At 60.6% G+C, this 25,279-nt stretch carries 23 protein-coding genes; 13 read left to right on the top strand and 10 right to left on the bottom strand.

All coding sequences use genetic code 11. From position 1 onward, the window contains the following. Positions 1–27 precede the first annotated feature (27 nt). The 6 genes from DFP86_RS16935 (at position 28) to aroG (ending at position 4,331) form a co-directional block, all read left to right on the top strand. Positions 28–738, top strand: coding sequence for a YggS family pyridoxal phosphate-dependent enzyme (locus tag DFP86_RS16935; RefSeq protein ID WP_133683461.1), 711 nt, complete (start codon positions 28–30; stop codon positions 736–738). A 3-nt stretch (positions 739–741) separates the two neighbouring features. Next, a complete protein-coding gene (proC, locus tag DFP86_RS16930; protein ID WP_133683459.1) occupies positions 742–1,545 on the top strand; it encodes a pyrroline-5-carboxylate reductase in 804 nt (267 codons plus the stop codon). A gap of 1 nt (position 1,546) precedes the next feature. Next, on the top strand, positions 1,547–2,128 hold the full coding sequence (locus DFP86_RS16925) for a YggT family protein (RefSeq protein ID WP_133683457.1): 582 nt from the start codon (positions 1,547–1,549) through the stop codon (positions 2,126–2,128). Positions 2,129–2,196: 68 nt separating this feature from the next. Beyond that, positions 2,197–2,508: a c-type cytochrome gene (locus DFP86_RS16920; RefSeq protein WP_279526905.1), complete on the top strand. Its 312-nt coding sequence runs from the start codon at positions 2,197–2,199 to the stop codon at positions 2,506–2,508. A gap of 202 nt (positions 2,509–2,710) precedes the next feature. After that, positions 2,711–3,121, top strand: a complete 411-nt coding sequence (gene dksA / locus DFP86_RS16915; RefSeq protein ID WP_133683455.1) for an RNA polymerase-binding protein DksA — start codon at positions 2,711–2,713, stop codon at positions 3,119–3,121. A 154-nt stretch (positions 3,122–3,275) separates the two neighbouring features. Beyond that, complete coding sequence (aroG, locus tag DFP86_RS16910) at positions 3,276–4,331, top strand: 3-deoxy-7-phosphoheptulonate synthase AroG (protein WP_133683453.1); 1,056 nt, start codon at positions 3,276–3,278, stop codon at positions 4,329–4,331. A 74-nt stretch (positions 4,332–4,405) separates the two neighbouring features. Here the strand turns inward: aroG and fba are convergent, their stop codons facing one another. The 5 genes from fba to tkt all read right to left on the bottom strand — a co-directional run bounded on the left by fba (position 4,406) and on the right by tkt (position 10,554). Then, entirely contained in the window at positions 4,406–5,470 is a 1,065-nt protein-coding gene (fba, locus tag DFP86_RS16905; protein WP_133683451.1) for a class II fructose-bisphosphate aldolase, read from the bottom strand. Between the two features lie 60 nt (positions 5,471–5,530). Next, positions 5,531–6,154 carry a LysE family translocator gene (locus DFP86_RS16900; protein ID WP_133683449.1) on the bottom strand — a complete coding sequence of 208 codons (624 nt, stop codon included), beginning with the start codon at positions 6,152–6,154 and terminating at the stop codon, positions 5,531–5,533. 36 nt (positions 6,155–6,190) lie between these two features. Continuing rightward, on the bottom strand, positions 6,191–7,369 hold the full coding sequence (locus DFP86_RS16895) for a phosphoglycerate kinase (protein WP_133683446.1): 1,179 nt from the start codon (positions 7,367–7,369) through the stop codon (positions 6,191–6,193). A 97-nt stretch (positions 7,370–7,466) separates the two neighbouring features. Then, on the bottom strand, positions 7,467–8,477 hold the full coding sequence (gene gap, locus DFP86_RS16890; RefSeq protein ID WP_133683444.1) for a type I glyceraldehyde-3-phosphate dehydrogenase: 1,011 nt from the start codon (positions 8,475–8,477) through the stop codon (positions 7,467–7,469). A gap of 88 nt (positions 8,478–8,565) precedes the next feature. Next, positions 8,566–10,554, bottom strand: a complete 1,989-nt coding sequence (gene tkt / locus DFP86_RS16885; protein ID WP_133683442.1) for a transketolase — start codon at positions 10,552–10,554, stop codon at positions 8,566–8,568. A 396-nt stretch (positions 10,555–10,950) separates the two neighbouring features. Here tkt and parC point away from each other — a divergent pair, with 396 nt between their 5' ends. Further along, entirely contained in the window at positions 10,951–13,320 is a 2,370-nt protein-coding gene (gene parC / locus DFP86_RS16880; RefSeq protein WP_133683440.1) for a DNA topoisomerase IV subunit A, read from the top strand. A gap of 47 nt (positions 13,321–13,367) precedes the next feature. Here the strand turns inward: parC and DFP86_RS16875 are convergent, their stop codons facing one another. Together DFP86_RS16875 and pdxH are read right to left on the bottom strand one after the other, a co-directional pair. Then, positions 13,368–14,828, bottom strand: a complete 1,461-nt coding sequence (locus tag DFP86_RS16875; protein ID WP_133683438.1) for a M4 family metallopeptidase — start codon at positions 14,826–14,828, stop codon at positions 13,368–13,370. Positions 14,829–14,977: 149 nt separating this feature from the next. After that, the gene (gene pdxH / locus DFP86_RS16870; RefSeq protein WP_133683436.1) at positions 14,978–15,619 is read right to left on the bottom strand and encodes a pyridoxamine 5'-phosphate oxidase; all 642 of its coding nucleotides are present in this window, start codon (positions 15,617–15,619) and stop codon (positions 14,978–14,980) included. A 213-nt stretch (positions 15,620–15,832) separates the two neighbouring features. On the opposite strand from pdxH, the gene DFP86_RS16865 reads away from it, so the two are divergent. The 4 genes from DFP86_RS16865 (at position 15,833) to DFP86_RS16850 (ending at position 19,708) form a co-directional block, all read left to right on the top strand. Beyond that, positions 15,833–17,014: a NupC/NupG family nucleoside CNT transporter gene (locus DFP86_RS16865; RefSeq protein ID WP_133683434.1), complete on the top strand. Its 1,182-nt coding sequence runs from the start codon at positions 15,833–15,835 to the stop codon at positions 17,012–17,014. 140 nt (positions 17,015–17,154) lie between these two features. Continuing rightward, on the top strand, positions 17,155–18,405 hold the full coding sequence (gene hemA, locus DFP86_RS16860) for a glutamyl-tRNA reductase (RefSeq protein ID WP_133683432.1): 1,251 nt from the start codon (positions 17,155–17,157) through the stop codon (positions 18,403–18,405). Continuing rightward, positions 18,405–19,481: a peptide chain release factor 1 gene (gene prfA, locus DFP86_RS16855; RefSeq protein WP_133683430.1), complete on the top strand. Its 1,077-nt coding sequence runs from the start codon at positions 18,405–18,407 to the stop codon at positions 19,479–19,481. Before hemA ends, prfA begins: the two co-directional genes overlap by 1 nt. A gap of 38 nt (positions 19,482–19,519) precedes the next feature. Continuing rightward, complete coding sequence (locus DFP86_RS16850) at positions 19,520–19,708, top strand: YgaP family membrane protein (protein WP_133683428.1); 189 nt, start codon at positions 19,520–19,522, stop codon at positions 19,706–19,708. An 8-nt stretch (positions 19,709–19,716) separates the two neighbouring features. Here the strand turns inward: DFP86_RS16850 and DFP86_RS16845 are convergent, their stop codons facing one another. The 3 genes from DFP86_RS16845 to DFP86_RS16835 form a co-directional block, all read right to left on the bottom strand. Continuing rightward, on the bottom strand, positions 19,717–21,138 hold the full coding sequence (locus tag DFP86_RS16845) for an MATE family efflux transporter (protein WP_133683426.1): 1,422 nt from the start codon (positions 21,136–21,138) through the stop codon (positions 19,717–19,719). A gap of 146 nt (positions 21,139–21,284) precedes the next feature. Further along, complete coding sequence (locus DFP86_RS16840; RefSeq protein ID WP_133683424.1) at positions 21,285–21,821, bottom strand: DUF4337 domain-containing protein; 537 nt, start codon at positions 21,819–21,821, stop codon at positions 21,285–21,287. Between the two features lie 29 nt (positions 21,822–21,850). Next, positions 21,851–22,678 carry an undecaprenyl-diphosphate phosphatase gene (locus DFP86_RS16835; RefSeq protein WP_133683422.1) on the bottom strand — a complete coding sequence of 276 codons (828 nt, stop codon included), beginning with the start codon at positions 22,676–22,678 and terminating at the stop codon, positions 21,851–21,853. A gap of 150 nt (positions 22,679–22,828) precedes the next feature. Here DFP86_RS16835 and DFP86_RS16830 point away from each other — a divergent pair, with 150 nt between their 5' ends. Next, a complete protein-coding gene (locus tag DFP86_RS16830; protein WP_133683420.1) occupies positions 22,829–23,929 on the top strand; it encodes a cation diffusion facilitator family transporter in 1,101 nt (366 codons plus the stop codon). Between the two features lie 144 nt (positions 23,930–24,073). Next, on the top strand, positions 24,074–25,279 hold the full coding sequence (locus DFP86_RS16825) for an MdtA/MuxA family multidrug efflux RND transporter periplasmic adaptor subunit (RefSeq protein ID WP_133683418.1): 1,206 nt from the start codon (positions 24,074–24,076) through the stop codon (positions 25,277–25,279).

The following is a 25,279-nucleotide window of genomic DNA, read 5'->3' as shown; positions in this document are numbered from 1 at the left end:
CGGCCATGAACAAAGACAGGAATTGCAATGTCCCAAACCGTCCAGATGGCGCTGGATCAAGTCCGGCAATGGATTCACGATGCCGAAGCGCAGGCTAATCGGCCGGCAGGCGCGGTACAACTGATCGCGGTCAGCAAGACCTTTCCAGGCGATGCCATCCGTGAGGCCTATGCGGCCGGGCAGCGGGCTTTTGGCGAAAATTATGTGCAGGAGTTCGCCAGTAAAGTGGCGGAGCTGTCGGATCTGGATATCGAATGGCACTTTATCGGGCCAATTCAATCCAACAAGACGCGCATCGTGGCAGAATATGCGCATTGGGTGCATTCAGTTGATAGACATAAGATCGCAGAACGGTTGTCGACACAGCGGCCGTCGGCCATGCCAGCGCTAAACCTATGCATTCAGGTCAATGTATCGGGAGAGCAGAGCAAAAGCGGTTGTGCGCCGGAAGCGGTCGGTGATTTGGTGCGTCAGATCGGACTGTTGCCGAATGTGCGCGTGCGCGGTTTGATGTGTATTCCCGAACCGACTGCGGATCAAGTACTGTTGGCAAAACGTTTCGCTCTGCTGTGCCAGTTGCGCGATACGTTGCGAACGGAAGGGTTCGAGTTGGATACATTGTCGATGGGCATGTCGGCGGATTTGGCCCTTGCCGTTGGGCAAGGTGCCACCATGGTAAGGGTAGGCACCGCCATCTTTGGCGCGCGCGATTACAGCCAGAAGCAGACGGGGAACTGATCCATGCAGATTACTTTCATCGGGGGCGGCAACATGGCCGCCGCTATCATCGCCGGGCTCAGCAAGCACCCGGAGCACACGATTCGTGTATTGGATCGCAATCAAGACAAGCTGGATCGATTAAACCAGCAATATGGCGCGCAAGGCCTGACCGCCATGCCGGCGCAATTCTCTCCGCAAGAGGTGGTGGTGCTGGCGGTCAAACCGCAGCAGTTGAAAGCGCTATGCCATGATCTGGCGCCACGGCTGGGCGGTGCGTTGACGATTTCGATCGCCGCGGGCATCCGCTGCGATGCGCTGGCGCGTTGGCTGGGCAGCGAGCGCCTGGTGCGCGCCATGCCGAATACGCCGTCGATGGTCGGCAAGGGCATCTCCGGCCTGTTCGCCGCGCCTGCGGTGTCGCCCGCCGATCTGGCGGCGGCGGAAATCGTGATGGCTTCCGTGGGCTCCGTGGTCTGGCTAGAACGGGAGGTCGGCATCGACGATATCACCTGCGTCAGCGGCAGCGGCCCGGCGTATGTGTTTTATTTTATCGAGTCGATGATGCAGGCGGCCCGCGACGTGGGGTTCGACGAGGCGACGGCGCGTCAACTGGTGCTGGACACCTTCGATGGCGCCGTGACGCTGGCGCGCCAGTCGCCGTTGCCGGTCGAGCAATTACGAAGCAATGTTACCTCGAAGGGGGGGACGACCGAACGGGCGATCGTCCGTTTCGACCAGGAAGGGGTTAAGGCGGCGATCGTCGCCGGCGCCATGGATTGTCGAGCCCGCTCCATTGAAATGGGCCAACAGCTCAGTCAGGATTAACATGCTCATCGAAACCCTGCAGTTCCTGATCAAGACCTTGTCCGATCTATTCGTGCTCGTACTGCTGCTGCGCTTTTATCTGCAAGTGGCGCACGCACCGTTCAGACATCCGTTGTGCCAGTTCGTCATGGCGGTCACTAACTTCGCCGTCTTGCCGATGCGCCGGATGGTGCCTAGCTTTCGCAGTTATGACATGGCGACCCTGCTGGCCGCTTGGCTGGTCGGCATGATCGCCAACGGGCTGATTCTGGCGCTCAATCCCCTGCCCTACAACTTCGCCGCGCCGCAGACGCTGCTGGCTTTGGCGTTGCTGAGCGTGCTCTACCTGTTCAAACAATCGCTGTTCTTATTGATGGGCGCTGTGATCGTACAGGCGGTGATGAGCTGGGTGAATCCCTATAATCCGCTAGCCCCGATACTGGACTCGCTGACGCGTCCCTACCTACGCCCATTCCGTCGCGCAATGGTGGGTGGCGTCGATTTGTCGCCGATCATCCTGTTCTTGATTATCCAGGTGATCCTCATGCTACCGGTCCGGTTGCTGGAAAGTGGTTTGTTGATGCAACTCAAGATTCTTGTCTAACGTTTATGTTTATTTGTCATACTCTGCGAATAGTTTTGATTGTGCAAACCTAAAAGGGAGAGATGCAGATGATGAAAAAAATCCTGTTGGCATCGGTGCTGAGCGGCGCGCTGATTGCACCGGCCATGGCCGATATCAAGCCGATGGCGACAAAGGATGGCTGTTTTGCCTGTCATACGATCGACACAAAATTAGTCGGTCCGGCCTGGAAAGACGTTGCCAAGAAGTATAAGGGCGACAAAACGGCCGAAGCCAAGTTGATCGCCAAGGTCAAGAATGGTGGCTCGGGCGTGTGGGGCCAAGTGCCGATGCCGCCTAATTCGATGGTGAGCGATGCCGACGTGAAGACGTTGGTCAAGGGGATCCTGGCATTGAAATAAGCCGGTAGATACCCGTGTGAACCGAAAGGCGGCTTCGGCCGCCTTTATTTTGATGAAAAACCTTGTAGCCAATGCAGAATCACGCTATACAAGTTCTCAGCAGCAGGAATGTTACAGGGCTTTGGCAAGATAGTTGCACAAAGCTGGAGCTGTAGGTAATCTTCTCCGCCTGTCTGCCAACTCTATGCTGGAAGTACCAATTATGGCCAAGCTGACCGAACAGGATATTCTCAACTGGGACGGCGACGATTACATGAACGCCGACCATCTTGAGTTCTTTAAAGATCGTTTGTTGCAGATGCAGCAGGAACTGCTGGTCAATGCCAGCGCGACTGCCAATCATCTGCAGGAGCAGGAGGCCACCCCTGACCCGGCGGACCGCGCAACCCTCGAAGAGGAATATGCGTTGGAACTGCGCACACGGGATCGCGAGCGCAAGCTGCTGCAAAAGATTCAGGCATCGTTACGTCAGATCGAAGACGGTTCCTACGGCTTCTGTGAAGATACGGGCGAGCCGATCGGCCTCAAACGTCTGATCGCCCGACCGACCGCCACATTGTCGGTGGAAGCGCAAGAGCGGCGGGAGCGTATGAAGCGCCAATATGCCGATTGATCGATCCGCGAGTGTCTATCCCAACAACGCCACCGTCAGGTGGCGTTTTGCTTGGTGCAGCGCGCCAAACGGATCGGAAAAACGCTTGTCCTGGTTGTTGGAATGAGGGTATCTTGCTGTAAATCGTCAAAAAAACAGATGCCAAGGGATCCCCATGCAACACCAGACCGATGATGTACGAATTCGGGAAATCAAGGAGTTACTGCCGCCGATTGCCCACCTGTATGAGTTGCCGATCGACGACAAGACTTCCGAGTTGATCTTCAACACGCGGCGCGATATTGCCGCCATCCTGCGTGGAGAAGACGACCGCTTGCTGGTGGTGATCGGCCCCTGCTCGATCCACGATGTGGCCGCCGCCGAGGAATACGCCCGGCGCCTGCAACCGCTGTGCAGGGAGTACGCCCATGAGATGGTGATCGTGATGCGGGTGTATTTCGAAAAGCCGCGCACCACGGTGGGCTGGAAAGGCCTGATCAACGATCCGCACCTGGACGAGTCCTACGATATCAATGCCGGCCTGCGTCAGGCGCGCCGGCTGCTGTTGACGCTCAACGATATGGGTGTGCCGGCGGCGACCGAATTCCTGGATATGATTACGCCGCAGTATTTTGCCGACTTGATTTCCTGGGGTGCCATCGGCGCACGCACCACCGAATCGCAAGTGCATCGCGAACTGGCCTCCGGCCTGTCCTGTCCGGTCGGCTTCAAGAACGGCACCGACGGCAATCTGCGCATCGCCATCGATGCGATTCGCGCGGCCAGTCAACCGCATCATTTCTTGTCTGTGACCAAAACCGGCCATTCGGCGATCGTCTCCACCGGCGGCAACCCGGATTGCCATGTGATTCTGCGTGGCGGCAAGGAGCCGAACTACGGTATCGAGCACGTCAAAGCGGCTGCCAGCGAACTGGCCGCCGTGGGGTTGACGCAAAAGCTGATGATCGACTTCAGCCATGCCAATAGCCGTAAGGATTTCCGGCGACAGATGGAGGTGGGCCAGGACGTGGCGCAGCAGTTGGCGGGCGGCGACAAGCATATCTTCGGGGTGATGGTGGAAAGCCATTTGGTGGAAGGCCGCCAGGATCTGACGCCCGGCTGCGAGCTGGTGTATGGCCAGAGTATTACCGACGGTTGCATTGGTTGGGACGACACCGAGGCGTTGCTGTCTCAATTGGCCGAGGCGGTGCGGGCGCGGCGCGCACGCTAAATATTCGGGCAAACGATGAAAAAACGGCAACTGCCAGGGCAGCTGCCGTTTTTTGTTTATCGAGCGGTGTGCGCTTACTTGATGATTTGCGCCAGCTCGCCCTTGCTGTAGCGGGTGGCCATGGCTTCCAGTCCAACGGCCTTGATCTTGCTGGCCTGTCCGGCCGAGCCGAACGCCTCGTAGCGGGCGATACAGATGTCGCGCATGGCCTTGATGGTCTCCGCCAGGTATTTGCGCGGATCGAACTCGGACGGGTGTGTCGCCAGGAAGCGGCGCACGGCACCGGTGCTCGCCAAGCGCAAATCGGTGTCGATGTTCACCTTGCGTACGCCATGCTTGATGCCTTCGACGATTTCCTCTACCGGAACGCCATAGGTTTCCGGGATTTCGCCGCCGTACTGATTGATGATTTCCAGCCAGTCTTGCGGTACCGAGGACGAACCGTGCATAACCAAGTGCGTGTTGGGGATTCGGGCGTGAATTTCCTTGATACGGTCGATGCGCAGCACGTCGCCGGTCGGCTTGCGGCTGAACTTGTAGGCGCCGTGGCTGGTACCGATGGCAATGGCCAGTGCGTCCACGCCGGTATCGCGCACGAAGCGGGCGGCCTCTTCCGGATCGGTCAGCAGTTGACTGTGATCCAGCATGCCCTCGGCGCCCACGCCGTCCTCTTCGCCGGCCATACCGGTTTCCAGCGAGCCCAGGCAGCCGATCTCCCCTTCCACCGACACGCCGCAAGCGTGCGCGAAGTTGACCACGGTACGGGTCACGCCGACGTTGTAGTCATAGTCGGCCGGGGTCTTGCCGTCGCTTTTGAGCGAGCCGTCCATCATGACCGAGCTGAATCCCAATTGGATCGAGCGCTGGCAGACATCGGGACTGGTGCCGTGATCCTGATGCATGACCACCGGGATGTGCGGAAACTCTTCCACTGCCGCCTGAATCATGTGGCGCAGGAACGGCGCGCCGGCATATTTGCGTGCACCGGCGGAGGCTTGCACGATCACCGGTGCATCGACCTTGTCGGCGGCTTCCATGATGGCGCGCATTTGTTCCAGGTTGTTGACGTTGAACGCCGGCAAGCCATAGCCAAATTCGGCCGCATGATCCAGCAGTTGACGCATCGAAACGAGTGCCATGAATTTCTCCCTCAGGGCGCAGATGGTTATCACGCCGATCCTTGGATCAGCGACGCTACTTTAGTGGTGTGAAACACCGGTCAAAACAATGCCGGCACAAATGAAGGCCCCACCCGATAGGCGGTTGACCAGTTGAATGTGCCGCGGCGATTGCAGCCAGCCGGATAGCCGTGCGCCACCGCTGGCGTAGGCGAATTGCCAGCAGGCTTCAATCGCGTAAAAAGAGACGGTCAGTATCGCCAGTTGCGGCAATTGCGCACTGTGCGGGTTCATAAACTGCGGAAACAGGGCGGTGAAAAAAATCACGGCCTTAGGATTGCTCAACGCGACAAAAAAGCCATGGCGAAAGCGTTGTAATGTCGCCATGCCGCCTGCGGCGCGCGCGGCCTCCGGCGTGACCGGCGCGGCGCGCCAGCTGCGTATGCCCAGGTAGACCAGGAAAGCGGCGCCCAAGTAGCTGACGGCGGCGAACAGTCGCGGCGATGCGGTCAGCAAGGCGCCAAGCCCGGCGGCGGAGACCAGGATATACAGCAGCAATCCCACCATCAGGCCAAGGCAGGTGATGACGGTCGCCCGTACCCCGTAATGTATGCCGTGCGTCATCGCCAGCAGCATATTGGGGCCGGGCGCCGCGGAAACGAAGAAGGTGGTCGTGACGAACAGCAACCAGATATTCAGTGTCATTGCATCTTCCCCGTCATCGTTGCCTCGCGTCGCCGCTTAAGCGCGGGCACGCTCCTCCAGGATGGCGACGGCCGGCAGGATCTTGCCTTCGAGGAACTCAAGGAAGGCGCCGCCGCCGGTGGAGATATAGCTGATGCGGTCGGTAATGCCGAATTTGGCGATGGCCGCCAACGTGTCGCCGCCGCCGGCGATGGAGAATGCGGCGGAATCGGCGATCGACTGCGCCAGTGCTCGGGTACCATGGCTGAACTGCTCGAATTCGAATACCCCGACTGGGCCATTCCATACCACCGTGCCGGCCTTGGCGATGAGCTTAGCCAGTTCGGCGGCAGAATCCGGGCCGATATCCAGGATCATGTCGTCGGCGCTGACATCCTTGACGTTCTTCAGCGTGGCGGCAGCGCTCTCGGCGAATTCGGTTGCGCAGACCACATCGGTCGGCAGCGGTACGTCGCCGCCGCGAGCGCGGATCTTGGCGATCACGGTGCGAGCCTGTTCCACCAGATCCGGTTCGCACAGCGATTTGCCGATGGTACGGCCCTCGGCCAGCAGGAAGGTGTTGGCGATACCGCCGCCGACGATCAACAGATCGACCTTGTCGGCCAGCGATTCGAGAATGGTCAGCTTGGTCGATACCTTGGAGCCGGCCACGATCGCCACCAGCGGGTGCGCCGGATGCTGCAACGCCTTGCCCAGCGCGTCCAGTTCCGCCGCCAGCAGCAGGCCGGCGCAAGCCACGGGCGCGGCAACGGCCACGGCGTGGGTGGAGGCTTCTGCGCGGTGCGCGGTGCCGAAGGCATCGTTGACGAAGATATCGCATAAGCGGGCATAGGCTTGGCCCAACTCGGCGTTGTTCTTCTTCTCGCCCTTGTTCAGGCGCACGTTCTCCAGCATGACGACTTCGCCGGCGGTCACGGCGGGTAGCGCCTGCCAATCGGCCACCAGGCGTACCGGGCGGCCCAACAGTTCGGCCAGGCGGGTTGCCACCGGTGCCAGGCTGTCTTCCGGCTTGGGTTCGCCTTCGGTCGGACGGCCAAGGTGGGTCATCAGTAGCACCCCTGCGCCTTGCGCCAGGGCGTGCTCGATCGACGGCAACGAGGCACGGATGCGCGTATCGTCGCCGATGACGCCCTCTTTGACCGGTACGTTCATATCTACGCGGATCAATACGCGCATACCGCGCAGATTCAGATCAGTCAGTTTTTTGAATTCCATTTTTCAGTCCTGGTTGTTCAGATGAGACAAATCGTCCCCGCGCCGCCGTCGTATCCGGCCCTGCCTGATGGCGGGGCCGGTCATCGAGCTCTTTGGCTCAGGCGGCAAACATGGCGCGGGCGGTGTTCAGCATTTGACAGCTGAACCCCCACTCATTGTCGTACCAAGCGAGGACTTTCACCATATTTCCGTGAGTCACTTTTGTCAGAGTGGCATCGAAAGTCGACGGTTCGGTGGTGTGGTTGAAGTCCATCGAGACCAGCGGCAGCGTGTTGTACCCCAGCACGCCCTTCATTTCGCCCTCGGATGCCGCGCGTACCACATTGTTGATTTCTTCCTTGCTGGTGTGGCGGGCGGACTCGAAAGTGAGGTCGATCAACGAAACGTTGATGGTCGGCACGCGTACCGAGAAGCCGTCGAGTCGACCTGCCAATTCCGGCAGTACCAGGCCCACCGCCTTGGCGGCGCCGGTCTTGGTCGGAATCATGTTCTGCACGGCGGAGCGGGCCCGGCGCAGGTCTTTGTGGCGCACGTCGGTCAGTACCTGGTCGTTGGTGAAGGCGTGAATGGTGGTCATCAGGCCTTTGACGATGCCGATCTTGTCGTGCAGCGCCTTGGCGACCGGCGCCAGGCAGTTGGTGGTGCAGGATGCGTTTGAAACGACGGTCATTTCCGGCTTCAGCACGGCGTGGTTGACGCCGTATACCACGGTGGCGTCGACATCGTCGCCGCCTGGCGCCGAGATCAGCACCTTCTTGGCGCCGGCTTGCAGGTGGGCCTGGCACTTGGCCTTGCTGGTGAACGAGCCGGTACATTCCATCACCAGGTCGACATTCAAGTCTTTCCACGGCAACAGCGACGGGTCGCGCGTGCTGAAGAAAGGAATCGATTTTCCGTTGATGATCAGGTGGTGTTCGTCATGGCCGATGTCGGCCGGAAAGCGTCCGTGAACCGTATCGAATTTGGTGATGTGCGCGTTGGTGGCAAGGTCGCCGCTGGCATTGACGGCTACGACTTCGAATTCCTTGTCGAGGTCGTACTCGTAGATGGCGCGGAGAACCTGACGGCCGATACGGCCATAGCCATTGATCGCGATACGGATGGTCATACTCTATTCTCTCCCGGAGGTGCTGGCAGGTTTCACGTGAAACCCGGTGTAAAAAAGCCGCCCGGGTCGGGGCGGCTTGGGTACCAACTTATTGACCGATCAGGGACAAGGTCTTGGAGACCACATTGTCCACCGTGAAGCCGAACAACTTGAACAGTTCGCCGGCCGGCGCGGATTCGCCGAAGCGGTCGATGCCGATCGCTTCGCCGTCCAGACCGACGTACTTGCGCCAGAAGCCGCTGACGCCGGCTTCGATGCTCAGGCGCGGCAGGCCGGTCGGCAGCACGGAAACCTGGTAGGCCTTGTCCTGCAGGTCGAACGCATGGGTGTTCGGCATGGAAACGACGCGCACGGCAATGCCCTGCTCGGCCAGCCGTTCGGCCGCCTTCAGCGCCAGCTCGACTTCGGAGCCGGTGGCGATCAATACCGCGCGGGCATTTTGCGCATCGCGGATTACGTAACCGCCGCGCTTGATGTCGGAGATCGTCGCCGCATCGCGTGCCACGAACGGCAGGTTTTGACGGCTGAAGATCAGACAGCTCGGATGATCCTTGGCCGACAAGGCCTCGGACCATGCCACCATCGATTCGACGGTGTCGCACGGGCGCCATACGGCCATGTTGGGAATCATGCGCAAGGTGGAGATCTGTTCCACCGGTTGGTGGGTCGGGCCATCTTCGCCCAGGCCGATCGAGTCGTGCGTGAACACGAAAATCGGGTTGATCTTCATCAGCGCGGCCATGCGCAGCGCATTGCGGGCGTATTCGCTGAACATCAGGAAGGTGGCGCCGAACGGCTTCACGCCGCCGTGCAGCGTCATGCCGTTGATGATGGCGGCCATGCCGAATTCGCGAACGCCGTAGTGGATGTAATTGGCCGTGCCGTTGCCGGCGAACGACTTGGCGTTCGGCCAGTTGGTCAAATTCGACGGCGTCAGATCGGCGGAGCCGCCTACCAGTTCAGGCAGCGCTTCGGCCAACGCGGCGATGGCGTTTTGCGACGCCTTGCGGGTCGCGATGGTCTCGGCCTTCTCGTTGGCCTGGGCGATTTTGGCGGCGACATGGGCGTCCCAGTCGGCCGGCAATTCGCCCTTCATGCGGCGTTCGAACTCGGCGGCTTGCTGCGGGAACTGCGCGCGGTAGGCGGCAAAGCGCTGATCCCATGCCGACACGCGAGCCTGTCCGGCTTCGGCGGCGTTCCAGGCGGCGTAGATATCTGACGGCACTTCGAACGGGGCATGCGGCCATTTCAGATGTTCGCGCGCGGCGGCGATCTCGGCCGCACCCAGCGGTGCGCCGTGCACATCGTGGCCACCCTGCTTGTTGGGGGCGCCGAAGCCGATCTTGGTTTTGCAGCAGATCAGGGTCGGGCGATCCGACTGTTTGGCGGTGGCGATGGCGGTGGCGATTTCCTTCGGGTCGTGACCGTCGACGTTGGGGATGACCTGCCAGCCGTAGGCGCCGAAGCGTGCCGGGGTGTCGTCGGTGAACCAGCCATCGACGTCGCCGTCGATGGAAATGCCGTTGTCGTCATAGAAGGCGATCAACTTGTTCAGCCCCCAGGTGCCGGCCAGCGAGCAGGCTTCGTGCGAAATACCTTCCATCAGGCAGCCGTCGCCGAGGAATACCCAAGTGTGGTGGTCGACGATTTCATGGCCCGGGCGGTTGAACTCGGCGGCCAGCAGCTTCTCCGCCAGCGCCATGCCCACTGCGTTGCAAATGCCCTGGCCCAGCGGGCCGGTGGTGGTTTCGACGCCATCGGCATAGCCGTACTCCGGGTGTCCCGGGGTTTTCGAGTGCAGTTGGCGGAAGTTCTTCAGGTCGTCGATCGAGAGAGCGTAGCCGGTCAGGTGCAGCAGGCTGTAGAGCAGCATCGAACCGTGGCCGTTGGACAGTACGAAACGGTCGCGGTTGGCCCAGTGCGGATGGCGCGGGCTGTGTTGCAGGTGATCGCGCCACAGGACTTCGGCGATGTCGGCCATGCCCATCGGCATGCCGGGGTGGCCGGATTTGGCCTTCTCCACCGCATCCATGGCGAGGAAACGGATGGCGTTGGCGAGCTCGGTTCTGGAGACCATGCGGAAGAAACCTCGATACTAGAAGAACGTGAACAAAGACCGGTCCAAGAGGACCAACCGTTGAAAAATCATGCAATTATCGCCGATTTTACCCGAATCAGGCAACCTGCCGGCTTGAGATGCGTGCAGAACCGCGTCGGTTATGCCTATGTTCTAGAAGGTTGGCCGGTGCGGGCGCAGAGGTGGGAAAGCGCTACGATATTGTCATGTAGTATTACAACTACACGAATTATAGATATCTTGATATGAAGATATGGAGTTTTCCAAGTCAGCCCGTCATCAGCCTGCATAGCGAGAAATCGTCGACGCGGCGGCATTGCCCATTCAGTAAGCTTGCCATGTACAATCTCGCACTTAAGAAATTTTATCGTTGGCCACACGACTGCGACCAAGCCCATGAATAACCAAGATCAATTGAGCGGCGACCTGTTCGATACTGCCACCGACGACGGCGCACCGCCTCCCCCGCCTCCAGCGGCTCCGCCCGCCACCCAAGGGGGCGACGATTGGATCGCCCTCGATCTGTACGCCGAGCGAGCCTATCTCGAATATGCGATGAGCGTGGTCAAGGGCCGCGCTCTGCCGGAAGTGGCCGACGGCCAGAAACCGGTACAGCGCCGCATCTTGTTCGCGATGCGCGATATGGGGCTGGTCGCCGGCGCCAAACCGGTCAAATCGGCGCGCGTGGTCGGCGAAATCCTCGGTAAATACCATCCGCACGGCGATAGCTCCGCCTATGAGGCGTTGGTGCGCATGGCGCAGGACTTCACGCTGCGCTACCCGCTGATCGACGGCCAAGGCAACTTCGGCAGCCGCGACGGCGACGGTGCCGCCGCGATGCGTTACACCGAAGCGCGGTTGACGCCCTATGCCGATCTGCTGCTGTCGGAAATCGACATGGGCACGGTCGATTTCGTGCCCAATTACGATGGCGCCTTCGAAGAGCCCTCGCGTCTGCCGGCACGCCTGCCGATGATGCTGCTCAACGGCGCCTCCGGCATTGCCGTCGGTCTTGCCACCGAGATCCCGCCGCACAACCTGACGGAAGTGGCCCAGGCCGCGGCCGCCTTGCTGGACAACCCCGAACTCACCACCGCCGATCTGATGCAGTACATCCCCGGACCGGACTTCCCCGGCGGCGGCCAGATCATCACCCCGAGCGAAGACATTCTCGCGGCCTACGAAGGCGGTCGCGGCTCGGTGCGAGTACGTGCGCGCTGGGAGGTGGAGCGACTGGCGCGCGGGCAATGGCGCGTGATCGTGAGCGAACTGCCGCCCGGTAGTTCGGCACAGAAGGTGCTGGCCGAAATCGAGGAGGCCACCAACCCCAAGCCCCGGCCTGGCAAGAAGGCACTGACCCAGGAGCAGCAAAACCTCAAGAGCCTGATGCTGTCGATGCTCGATCGCGTGCGCGACGAATCGGACAGCAATCAGCCGGTACGGCTGGTGTTCGAACCCAAATCGAGCCGGCAGGATCCGGATGAGTTCGTACAGATGTTGCTGGCGCAAACCAGCCTGGAAGGGAACGTCTCGCTCAACCTGGTGATGATCGGCCTAGACGGCCGCCCGGGACAGAAGGGGCTCAAGGCCATCTTGGCCGATTGGCTGGCCTTCCGCGACGAAACCGTCACTCGCCGCTTGGCGCATCGTTTGGCGCAGGTGGAAAAGCGCATCCATATCCTCGAAGGGCGGATGATCGCCTTCATCCATATCGATGAAGTCATCCGCGTGATTCGCGAGTCCGACGATCCCAAGGTCGATCTGATCAAGGCATTCGGCCTGTCCGAGGCCCAAGCCGAGGACATTCTCGAAATCCGCTTGCGTCAATTGGCGCGTTTGGAAGGTTTCAAGCTGGAGAAAGAGCTGTCCGAGTTGCGCGAAGAGCGCGAAGGGCTGCGCCATCTGCTGGATACGCCCGACGCCAAGCGCCGGCTTATCGGCGAGGAGATTCGTGCCGACGCCGCCAAGTACGGCGATGCCCGCCGTAGCGAAATCAAGGCGGCGCAGCGCGCGGTGCTGACGCAGACCGTGGCCGACGAGCCGATCACCATCATTCTGTCGCAAAAGGGCTGGCTACGTGCCCGCGTCGGCCATAATCTCGATTTGTCCACACTGACCTTCAAGGATGGGGATGGCCAACACACGGTCGTAGAAACGCGCTCGGTATGGCCAATCGTTGTGTTGGACAACCTTGGCCGAGCCTATACCGTCAATGCCGCCGATGTGCCGACCGGCCGTGGCGACGGTGTGCCGGTGGCGTCGCTGATCGACCTGCAAGATGGCGGCAAGCCCTGCCATATGCTGTCCGATCCGGAGACCACTCGCTATGTGGTGGCCAGCTCTTCCGGCTACGGCTTCATCGCCACTGTGGGCGATATGGCCGGACGCGTTAAGGCGGGTAAGGCGTTCATCACATTGGAAGCCGGCGATGGCGTACTGGCGCCGGTGCGGGTGCCGACCGATATTGCCCAGGTCGATTTGCAGTTGGTCGCCGCCGCCGATAACGGGCGCTTGCTGGCATTCAGCGCCGGGGAGCTGCGAGATCTAGCCAAGGGGCGCGGTCTGATGCTGCTGCAGCTCGACGATGGCGAGCGTTTGACCGCGATCGGGCTCGCTCGCGGCGAGAAGGTCGTGTTGTCGGTACTGTCCGCCCGCGGCAAGCCTGGAGAGGAAAAGTTGGCATTGGCCGAATACCTTGGCCGTCGGGCCAAGCGTGGCAAACTGCTGCCGAAGAAGTGGAATATCCTGGCGATTGCCGACGCCTGACCCGCCGCCGCCCGGCATGAAAGCGTGCCGGGCGGCGGATCCCTACTTTACTGCTTGCAAGTGACGCCCACATCGGCGAAGGCCGATACGGCGGCGTTGCTGTCATAGCCTCGCTCGCGTGCCGCGCGAATCACCCCGCACGAGGCTTGGTTGTAATCGCTGTTCTGGTTCCAGTAGAGCCGGTTCGCATCGGCGAATACCTGGAAGGCCTGGCGAACGGACCAACCTTTCGATTGTGCCAGCAGGAAGAACGCACGGTTGAAGACCCCGCTGCTGCGGTGCGGATCCATCCCGTCCTGATAGTCGCCGGCCTTTTCGATGGAGCGGCCGTCTTTAGCCGGGTGCTCCATGTAGCGTAGCGGCTTCGTCCCCTTGGTAATATCCTGCCCGATCAACCAAGTGTTCTTGCCTTTGACGTAAAACTCGGTGGCTTCGCCCGCGATATCGGAATAGGCCTCGTTGATACCGCCGGACTGGCCGTCGTAGACCAAGCCGGAATTCTGCTCGGTGAAGCCATGGCTGATTTCATGGCCGGTAACATCGACGGAAACCAGTGGATAGAACCGGCTGGCGCCATCGCCGAAGTTCATGCTGCTGCCATCCCAGAAGGCGTTTTCATAGCGGGAGCCATAATGGACGTGCAGGTAGAGCGGTCCATTGAGCGGAGAGAGTCCCAGCCACTCTTTGTACATCTTCACCACTGCGTTGCCGAAGTAGTAAGCGTCGTTGATCGCGCCATAAGCGCCATTGACGGTGCGATCCGCCGTATTGCGTGGGCAAGTGAAGTGGAACGGCGTGTTCGTGCTGGTGTCCTCGGAGGACTGCAAGTCTGTCGCCACCACCTTGCCGTTGTCCATATCGCAATTGGCGCTGACCGGCAGATAGCCGTACTTGGTGCCGAATTCGTACTTGCCGGTCTTTTTGTTGCCGCCGGGGCCGGTGGCATCCAGGTGGGCCAGGCCGTCCCACTGGCTCAGCACCGCGCCGCTATTGGCGTCGATGAGGAAGTTCGGTCGGGTGGGATGGGCGGACGGTACGAAGTAGGACACTTGGTAGATCAAGCGCGCCGCATTGCGGCGATCCAATTGCACCAGCAACTGAGCCTTTTCGTTAATAACCGGTTTGCCGGCCGCTTTGAGTCCCTTGGCCAGTGTCAGCGCCTGCGCACTCGACAGGGTGGGTTTGGCGCTCGACAGATCCTCCTTGATGCCGGTGACCATCTTGCCATCGTAACGGTTGCTGTCGCCATTGCTGGCGATGGAAGGGTTGCGCACGCCGATGACGGCCTGGCTCCAGATCGGGATACCTTGGTAGTACTGCTGATAGCGCGTGATTACTTTGCCGCCAGGGAACGACTGACTGCGCACGGCTTTGAAATCGGCGGGCAGCCCGGCCGACGCGGCAATACCCTGCCGCATGACGGTCTTGATGTCGACGAGGTTGGCGGCAAACGCCGGCTGCAACAAGGGGCCGGCGGCCAGGACAAGACAAATTGGCAATCTCTTCATCTAATAATTCTCCGCGAAAGTGTCATCGGCGCGACGGGTAGCCGCGCCGATTACTATCTAGCGGGATGAAGCAGTCGATTGACAGCTGTCCTTTTTGGCGGAATGGGGAACTCGAATACGGTGCGAAAGGACGGTTGCTCGCAACGTCTTTAGGGTGCTAGACGCGCCGTTTGCCAGCGGCCGTCCGGTTGCAAGGTATATTGCACCCGGTCGTGCAGACGACTCGGTCGACCCTGCCAGAACTCGATGTGATCCGGCGTGACCGCATAGCCGCCCCAATGCGGCGGGCGCGGTACCTTGAACGGATAACGAACGCCGAACATCGCCGCGCGTTTCACCAGCTCGGCTTTCGACGCAATCTCCGTGCTCTGCTCGGAAGCCCAGGCGCCGAGTCGGCTGGTGTAGGGTCTGCTTGCGAAGTACTCGTCCGAGATCTCTCCCGGCAACTGGCGTGCCTGGCCCTCGATACGTACCTGACGCTCCAGTTCCGGCCAGAAGAAAGTCAGCGAAACGAACGGGTTGGCGGCGATCTGGCGCCCCTTGCGGCTTAGATAATTGGTGTAGAACAGGAATTGGCCGTTTTCCACGCCTTTGAGCAGCACGATACGCGAGCTCGGGCGTCCGTCGGCATCCACCGAAGCGACATGCATAGCCGTCGGCTCCGGCACCTCGGCGCCGATCGCCTCCTTCAACCAGATTTCGAACTGTGCGACCGCATCCGGCAGGCATTCCTCCGGGGACAATTCCTTTTTGCTGTAATCCTTGCGGATATCAGCGAGTTTAAGCGACATGGCAAATCCTCCTGCCGATTATCTTAGCGTGTGAATCCCACCGGGCGCGAGCCCGCCTCCGAGCCCGCTTGCGCCAGATCAGCACTGGCGGCCAATGGAAATATAGGAGCGCGGTAGTTTATCTTCGCATCGAGAAAAGGTAGCATAGCCGGCTTTTGCTCCCCTTCCCCGAGCTTTTTTGTCCCCGAAATCCGAAAGTCGCCGTCAAGAATCATGCATATTTTCCAGTTTTTCCTCGGCTTGCTGGTCGTGCTCGTCCTGACCCAGTTGGTTGCCCGAGACCGTAAACACATCAAGATCCGCTATGTCCTGCAATTGCTTGTGGCCGAAGTGGCCGTGGCCTATGCGTTGTTGCACACCGATTATGGCCTGGCCGCCGTCGGCGGTATGGCCAACGTATTCGACCAACTGATGAAGTTCGCCGCGGAAGGTACCCGCTTTGTCTTCGGAGGGCTGTTGCACCGCGGCGAGTTCAGCTTCTTCCTGATGGTGCTGATGCCTATCGTCTACATCTCGGTACTGATCGGCATCCTGCAGCACTTGCGCATTCTGCCGTGGGTGATTCGCGGCATCGGCCTGGTGCTGGCCAAACTCAGCGGCATGGGTAAGATCGAGTCGTTCAACGCGGTCGGCGCCATGATCGTCGGGCAGTCGGAGAATTTCATCGCGTATAAGAATATCATCGGCAGCTTCAGCGAAAAGCGTATGTACACCTTGTCCGCAACCGCTATGTCGACCGTATCGATGTCCATTGTCGGTTCCTACATGCAATTGATCGCTCCCCGCTTCGTGGTGACCGCGCTGATCCTCAACCTGTTCAGTACCTTTATCATCCTGTCGTTGATCAATCCTTACGATGGCGAAGCGAATGAGGACCAGTTGATTGCCGCGCCGGTCGAGCGCATGTCGTTCTTCGAGATGTTGGGCGACTACATTCTCGCCGGCTTCAAGATCGCCGTGATCGTTGGCGCCATGTTGATCGGCTTCATCGCATTGATTGCCACAGTCAACTTTTTGTTCGCCTGGTGTTTCGGCGTCGACTTCCAGCATGTGCTCGGTTTCGCGTTCTACCCGCTGGCCTGGCTGATCGGCATCCCCGGCCAAGACATCCTCAGCGCCAGCAGTATCATGGCCACCAAGCTCGTGACCAACGAGTTCGTTGCCATGATGGCGCTCAAGGATCAGTCGGCACACCTGTCGCCCTACACCCAGGGCACACTGTCGATTTTCCTGGTGTCCTTCGCCAACTTCAGCTCCATCGGCATTATCGCCGGCGCGGTCAAGGGCCTGGATGAAGAGCGCGGCAATATGGTGTCGCGCTTCGGTCTTAAACTGGTCTACGGCGCAACCTTGGTCAGCATTCTGTCCGCCATGGTGGCCGGACTGGCGCTGTAAGCGAGCCGGGGGCGGTCTTGGTCGGATCGTCCCCGCCTTCGACACCGTGATTTGGTATAACCGGATGTCCTGTAGCAACAGGACTTGTGATACAAGATACGTTAAACTAACACCTTTCAATCGCGGTCCGGCACGCACGCATGCATCTCCTGGCTTTTGGTCTCAACCATCAAACCGCTCCGCTGGCGATCAGGGAGAAGCTGGCGTTCCCGGCTGACATCCTGCCGGAAGCCTTGCGCCAGTTGACGCAGAGCCAGGCGGCGCACGAAGCCGCCATCGTGTCCACCTGTAACCGCACCGAGATCTACTGCGCCGGTCAGAACCCGGCGGACGCCATCGCCTGGCTGGCGCACTACCACAATATGTCCCCTGCCGAAGTCGAGCCCTATCTGTACCGGCTCGATGCCAGCGATGTGGCGCGCCACGCTTTCCGCGTCGCCAGCGGCTTGGACTCGATGGTGCTGGGCGAGACTCAGATCCTGGGGCAGCTCAAGGATGCGGTACGGGTCGCGCAACAGAGCGGAACGCTCGGCACCCACCTCAACGCCTTGTTCCAGCAGGCGTTTTCGGTGGCCAAGGAAGTGCGTAGCAAGACGGCGATCGGCGCAAGCTCGGTTTCGATGGCCGCGGCGGGCGTGCGCCTGGCCGAACAGATTTTTCCCAGCATCCGCGAACTGAACCTGCTGTTCATCGGTGCCGGCGAGATGATCGAGCTGGTGGCGACCCACTTCGCCGCCCGCCAGCCCGCCGGCATCACCGTGGCCAACCGCACGCTAGAGCGCGGGCGGGCGTTGGCGGAGCAATTCGGCGGCCAAGCCATTACGCTGGCCGACCTGCACGACCATCTGGCGCGCTTCGACGTGGTGGTCACGTCGACCGCGAGCCCGGTGCCCATCGTCGGCAAGGGGCTGGTGGAGCGTGCCATCAAGCAGCGTCGTCACAGGCCGATGTTCATGCTCGACCTGGCCGTGCCGCGCGATGTCGAGCCGGAAGTCGCGAGCCTGGCCGACGTGTTCCTCTATACCGTCGACGATATCGCCAGCGTGGTCGAGGTCGGCCGCGAGGCACGCCAGGTGGCGGCCGAGCAAGCCGAAAACATTATCGTGTCGCGCGTCAACGAATTCAGCCAATGGCTGCGCCAGCGCCAGACTGTGCCGCTGATCCGGGCATTGCGCGACGAAGGCGAGCGGCTCCGACGCCATGCGCTCGAAGCGGCGCTGAAACAACTGGCCCGGGGCGACGCCCCGGAAAAAGTGCTGGAAACCCTATCGGTCCAGCTCACCAATAAATTGATGCATCCGCCGACCCAGGCCCTATCTCAACATGGCGACGACCAAGCCGCCATGAGCCAGGCTGTGGCGCGGATCTACCGTTTGCATTCGGAGTCCTGATGAAACCGTCGATTGCGGCCAAATTGTCCCAACTGGCCGACCGGCTTGAAGAAGTCACCCAGCTTCTGGCCCAGCCCAGCGTCACCGACGATATGGAAAACTATCGCCGCCTGACGCGCGAGCATGCCGAACTGACGCCGGTGGTCGAAGCCTGGCAGGCTTGGCTGCAGTGCCAAGTGGATATCGCGACCGCCGAAGAGATGCAGTCCGATCCGGATATGAAGGAATTCGCCCAGGCGGAAATCGATGCCGGCCAGACGCGCATGGCGCAGTTGGACATCGAGCTGCAGAAATTGCTGCTGCCGAAAGACCCGAACGACGAACGCAACATCTACCTGGAAATCCGCGCCGGCACCGGCGGCGACGAAGCGGCGCTGTTCGCCGGCGATCTGTTGCGCATGTACACCCGCTACGCCGAACGCAACCGTTGGCAGGTGGAGATCGTTTCGGCTTCCGAATCCGATCTGGGCGGCTATAAGGAAGTCATCGTCCGCATCATCGGTTTCGGCGCCTACTCGCGGCTGAAATTCGAATCCGGCGGCCACCGCGTGCAGCGCGTGCCGGTGACCGAAACGCAAGGCCGTATTCATACCTCGGCCTGTACCGTCGCCGTCATGCCCGAGGCCGACGAAGTGGCCGAAGTCGAAATCAATCCAGCCGATATCCGCGTCGATACTTTCCGCGCGTCGGGCGCCGGCGGGCAACACATCAACAAGACCGACTCGGCCGTGCGCATCACCCACTTGCCGAGCGGCATCGTGGTCGAATGCCAGGACGACCGGTCGCAGCACAAGAATAAGGCTCGCGCCATGTCGGTACTGGCCGCGCGCATCATGGACGCCAGGTTGCGCGAGGCGCAGGCCAAAGAAGCCGCCACGCGCAAGAGCCTCGTCGGTTCCGGCGACCGTAGCGAGCGCATCCGTACCTATAATTTCCCTCAGGGGCGCATCACCGACCACCGGATCAACCTGACGCTCTACAAGCTGGAATATGTGATGGATGGCGATTTGAGCGATCTGACGAATGCGCTGACGGCCGAGCACCAGGCAGAACTCTTGGCCGCTATGTCGGAATAACCAGGGGCCCGGATGGGGCAGCCCGTAAAGGACGCAGAATGCAACGCAATGTTGGTAAGGCAGAACGCATCATCCGGACGCTAATCGGCGCCGGCATTGTCAGCCTGGCGTTCATCGGCCCGCAGACCCCCTGGGCCTGGTTTGGTCTGGTGCCGCTATTGACCGGCCTGTTCGGTTGGTGCCCCGCGTACTGGCTGTTGAAACTGAGTACTCACGAAGAGACCTGACCGAGCGTTTATACCCGGCGTTTTCCCGACTGCAACTCGTGCGATACGCGTTTGAAACGCAGTACCAGCAATACTGTCACACAGGCTAGCCCGACGGCCATGCCGGCCCAGACGCCTTTTGCGCCGATTGCATGGCGCGAAAGCCACCAGGCCAGCGGCATGCCGATACCCCAACAGCCGAACGCGAAGATCACCAGCGTACTGTGTGCGTCCTTGAGCGCGCGCAATACCCCATTGGCGATGGTCTGCCAAGCATCGAATACCAGCAGTAGCGCCACCAGCGGTGTCAACGTCACCGCCACTTCGCGCGCCGCGACGGCGCCCGGGTGTGTCAGTGGTAGGAACAACGCCAGGACCATTTGTGGGAACAGCAGCAAAATGGCCGAGGTCAGCAGGCTCCACAGTACACCCAGCATCTGCCCCAGATTGCCGAGATGTTTGACCCGTACGAAGTCGCCCTTGCCGGCCGCCTGGCCGACGCACATCGACACGCCCTGCATCAAGCCGATCGGAATGATGAAGCTGGCGATCACGATCTGCATCATGCTCTGGTGCGCGGCCAATTGTGCGGTGCCCAGCGCGCCCATCAGATAAGCGGCGGACGAAAACAGCCCGCTTTCCATTGCCAAGGTGCCCGATGTCGGAACGCCTAGCTTCAGCAGTGGGCGGATGGTGGCCAGGTCGCAGCGCGACAGGCCGGCAAACAGCTGGTAACGGGCAAACACCGGATTGCGCATCACCACGACCGCGAAGGTTAGGCCGGTGTAGGCGTAGGTGATCACTGAAGAAATCGCGATCCCGTTGAGCCCCAACCCACCCCAATCGCCCACTCCCTGCGACAGCACATAGCCCACGCAAGGCGCAATCAGCAACGAGGAGACGGTGATGAACGGCACCGGTCCCGGGTTGCCGATCCCGGAGGCGAAACTGCGCAAAGTGAGAAACAGCATGCTGAACGGCAGGCCCCAGACCAGGATGTGTAGGAAGCTGGCGGCTCGATGGGCGTTGTCCGCTTGCTGGCCAAGCGCCAGCATGATCGGCTCGGCATGCCACAGTAGCGTGCCGATGATCACACACAGCACCAGTGTGGCGAGCAGGCCGGCGCGCGTGGCCGCGACCACGGCGCGGCGATCGTCTCGACCATGCGCCAGCGCCACCAGGTTGCCGGCGGCGGCGCAAATCCCGAAGACCAACACCAGACAGAAGAAATAGCTCGACAGTGCCAGCGCCCCGCTAGCCAGCTTATCCGGACCGAGTCGACCCATCAGTACCGAGTCGATGAACATGATGCCCATCTGTGCCGCTTGCGACAGGATCAGCGGTAGCGACATGTTGAGAATCGGGCGCAACTCTTTGAACCAGACGCGTGCGTGCCCGAGCCCGAACGGGCGCAACAGGAGGAAAAACAGGTTTTGTACTACGGCCAGCATGAGACCACCAAGGTATTAATATTTGTCTAGATATTTAATTAGGATACAGAGGATAGACGAGGCTGGCAAAAATGAAGCGGAGAAATTGTGGAATGATAAGTAAAACAAGCCGGACGAGCCGGCTTGTTGCGTAAAACAACTTAATTTCAGAGGAACAAGAAGAAGCCGTCGGCAAAATAAAGCATGCCCACCAGGCCCACCGGCAGCGCGGCGAACCAGATATTGCGCTGTTTGAACAGGCCGGCGATCGACGAGATCAGGATCGCCACCTGCAGGAAAATCACGGCGACGCCGAACGGTTTGCCCTGCCGCTGAGCGGCATCGCGCGCATCTTCCAGCGCGCGGGCTTCCTGCATGATCTGTGCTTTCTCGGCCGTGTACTTGGCGACCTTCTTGTCGTACTCGGCGACTTTATCGGCGTAGACCTTGCGTTGCGTCTCCGGCGCATTGGCCGGCAGAGCGTCCTGTGCGACCTTCAGCGCATCGCGTTCGACCTGATACAGGTCGCCCTTGATGGCCTTGGCTTGGTAAAACGACCATTGATCCGACGCTTGCGCCTGGCTAATCACGCTTTTGGTCGAAAACCCGCCGCCCTTGAACGTTGACAGCGTTGCGCATACGGCGAAGATGACCGTGGTCAGCGCCAAATAATTCAGCCATGGATCCTTTTTTTCTTCTGCCATTTCTCAAATCTCTTTCGCGTCTTAATCGATCACAACAAGCGCAGCAACAGCCCCAGCAGGCCAAGTCCGATGCAGTACCAGCCGAATGGGCGCAGGGCCTGGATTTCATGCTTGTTGAAGTAGCGCATCAGTACCCAGGTGCTCAAGTAGGCGAATACGCCGGACAGCAGACCGCAGCCCAGTGCCAGCCCGATGGAGATCTGGCTGCCGTGTTGGAGCAGCTTCGGCACTTCCAGTACCCCGGCGGCGCCGATGATCGGCGTGGCCAGCAAGAAGGCGAAGCGGGCCGACGCGGCGTAGCTCAAACCTTCGTGCAGGCCGGCGATCAGCGTCACACCGGAGCGCGAAATACCGGGAATCAGCGCCAGTGCTTGCACCAGGCCGATCTTCAGCGCGCCGAAGAAGCTCAGCTCGTCCAGCGTGCGGCCTCGGCCGTTGTGGCGCAGCATGTCGCCGGCGATCAGGATAATGCCGTTGACGATCAGCACCGCCAGAACCAGCGTGGTCGAACCGAACAGCCCGCGCAGTTTCTTTTCCAGCAAGAGGCCGAGCAGGCCGGCCGGAATCGTGCCGCCGATCAAGAGCCAGACCAAGCGCGATTCAGGGTTCACCGGCCGCCCGCCGGCGCGCACGAAGCCGCCGATCAGATCGAGCCAATCGCGGTGGAAATAGATCAGCAGCGCCAATGCGGTGCCCAGGTGCAGCGTCACCATGAACGCTAGAAAGGACGGATCTTGGCGATTCAGCCCCCAATGCAGCAAATCGGGAAGCACAACGCCATGGCCTAAACTGCTCACGGGGAACAGTTCGCTGATGCCCTGCATGATGGCGAAAAGAATGGCGTGTAAGGTGGACATGATGTTCCTGTGAGATAGTAGCCAAACAAGTTAATGGGCGATTATATGCCACAGTTAAATATTTCAGATAGCTTATGACTAAGAAGTAACCAGCTACGGTGCCTGCTACAATGATCCCAGTCCATTCCATTGCGGATACATCATCCAGCCATGAGTAGTGCCAAGCAGCAAGCCGCACAAAAAAGCACGCTAGTCAGCGTTGTGGTCAACCTCCTGCTGACCGTCGGTCAGATCCTGACCGGGATGCTGGCGCACTCCAGCGGCCTGGTCGCCGATGGCATCCATTCCTTATCCGATTTGCTCGCCGATTTCGTGGTGCTGGTCGCCAACCGATACAGCCATAAGGCGGCGGATCAGGATCATCCCTATGGCCATTTCCGTTTCGAAACCGCGGCGTCGTTGGTGCTCGGAACCCTACTTTTGGCTGTCGGGCTCGGCATGCTGTGGAGTACGGTGTTGAAGCTCCAGCACTTTGGCCAGGTGCCGCGCGTACACTTCATCGCGTTATGGGCGGCCATCGTCGCGCTCTTGGCCAAGGAAGGGCTGTTCCGCTATATGCTGGCCGTCGCCCGCCGGGTCAACTCCGGCATGCTGACCGCCAATGCTTGGCATGCGCGTTCCGATGCCGCCTCCTCGCTGGTCGTGGCGATCGGGATCGTCGGCAATTTGTCCGGGCTACCTGTGTTCGACCCGCTGGCCGCCGGCGTGGTCGGATTGATGGTGGCACGCATGGGGTGGCGCTTCGGCTACGACGCCTTTCAGGATCTGATGGATCGAGGCCTGGCGCCCGCGCAGGTCGAAGCGATGCGCAAGGCGCTGTTGCAGACCGAGGGCGTGGTGGATGCGCACGATATCCGCACGCGCAAGATGGGCGATCTGGTTATCGTCGATGCGCATCTGCTGGTGGGGAGCCATATCAGCGTGTCCGAAGGGCACCAGATCAGCTTGCGCGCCCAGCAGCGGCTGATGCGCGACTTCGAGCTGACCGACGTGACCATCCATATCGATGCCGATCAAGAAGACGGCGGCGCCAATCTGGGGCTACCGTCGCGCCAGATCACGTTGTCGCCTTATGCGGCGGCATTGGGGGCGGATGCGGGCCTGCTCGATCAGGCTCTGCTGCATTATTTGGATGGCGCGATCGAGATCGATATTCGTCTGCCTGCCAATCATGCCGAATTGGCCGATCGCCTGAAGGCGATCCCGTTACCGGCGCGCGTGACCCGTCTGCGTGTGTTCCTGGAAAGTTGAAACGTGGCGTTTCACGTGGAACCGAATTAAAAGATGTTAATCAAGCAAGGGGTTTGTACTTAAATCCCTTCCGGCTATTGTAATGCTGATCGAGTAACATCTAGGGCATCTCCTAAACTATTTGCGTTCAACAGCCCGGTTGCCATGTCCCCTTTGCTTACAAAAGTCCTGCGCCAGCGCGCCAAAGGCAAATTCCTTTTGATCCTGCTGCTGTTCGTGCTGCTGGCTGTTTGGCTGGTCTGGCGTAACCAGGCCGCGAACGCCGATGCCCAGCGACGCGGCAAGCAGACAAAGCAAGTCGTCACCGTGGCCAGCGTGGCGCCGCGCGACATGACGATCTATTTGAGCGCGCTCGGTACGGTGACGCCCAACAATACCGTCACGGTGCGTAGCCGTGTCGATGGCCAACTGATGCGTTTGGGGTTTGGCGAGGGACAGATGGTCAAGGCTGGACAACTGTTGGCCGAATTGGACCCGCGTCCGTTTCAGGTGGCGCTGATGCAGGCAGAGGGACAACTGGCGCGCGACCAGGCACAACTGAAGAATGCGCAGATCGACTTGGCGCGCTATCGCACGCTGTTGACGCAGAACTCGATCTCCCAGCAGCAGGTGGCGACCCAAGAGGCCTTGGTGGCGCAGTACCAGGGCACGGTCATGGCGGACCGCGGCGCGGTCGGGAACGCCCAACTGCAGTTGAGCTATAGCCGGGTGACCGCGCCGGTGTCCGGGCGGGTTGGCCTGAAGCAGGTGGATCTGGGTAACATCGTGCATGCCAGCGACAGCAATGGCATTGTGGTCATTACCGAGATGCAGCCGGCTAATGTGGTGTTCTCGTTGCCGGAGGATCAAGTCTCGCCCGTTCTGCCGTCGGTGCGCGCCAATGCGGTGCTGCCGGTAGAGGCGCTCGACCGCGACAATCGCAACAAGTTGGCCGACGGCCGTCTATTGACCGTCGACAACCAAGTGGACACCTCGACCGGCACGGTCAAGCTCAAGGCGGTTTTCGCCAACCAGGACAATGCGCTGTTCCCCAACCAGTTTGTCAACGTGCGGCTCGGTACCGAGCAGCGCAAGGGCGCGCTGGTGATTCCGCTCGTCGCGTTGCAACGTGGCCAGCCCGGTACCTTCGTCTACCGGATTTTGCCGGACGATACCGTGGCATTGCAGGTGGTACGGCCCGGCCCGGTGGTCGGCGACCTGATGATCGTCGAGGATGGGCTCAAGGCCGGCGACCGGGTGGTGGTCGACGGCATGGATCGGTTGCGCGACGGCGCCAAGGTGATCGTGGCGAGTGCGAAAGACTCGGCCGCGCCCGGCGGCGGCAAGCATAAGGCGCACGGAGCCAAATAG

The sequence above is a fragment of the Paludibacterium purpuratum genome, assembly GCF_004363805.1.
GTDB classification, from domain to species: domain Bacteria; phylum Pseudomonadota; class Gammaproteobacteria; order Burkholderiales; family Chromobacteriaceae; genus Paludibacterium; species Paludibacterium purpuratum.
The sequence above is the reverse complement of the archived record's forward strand: the minus strand, read 5'-3'. Positions and strand labels throughout refer to the sequence as shown.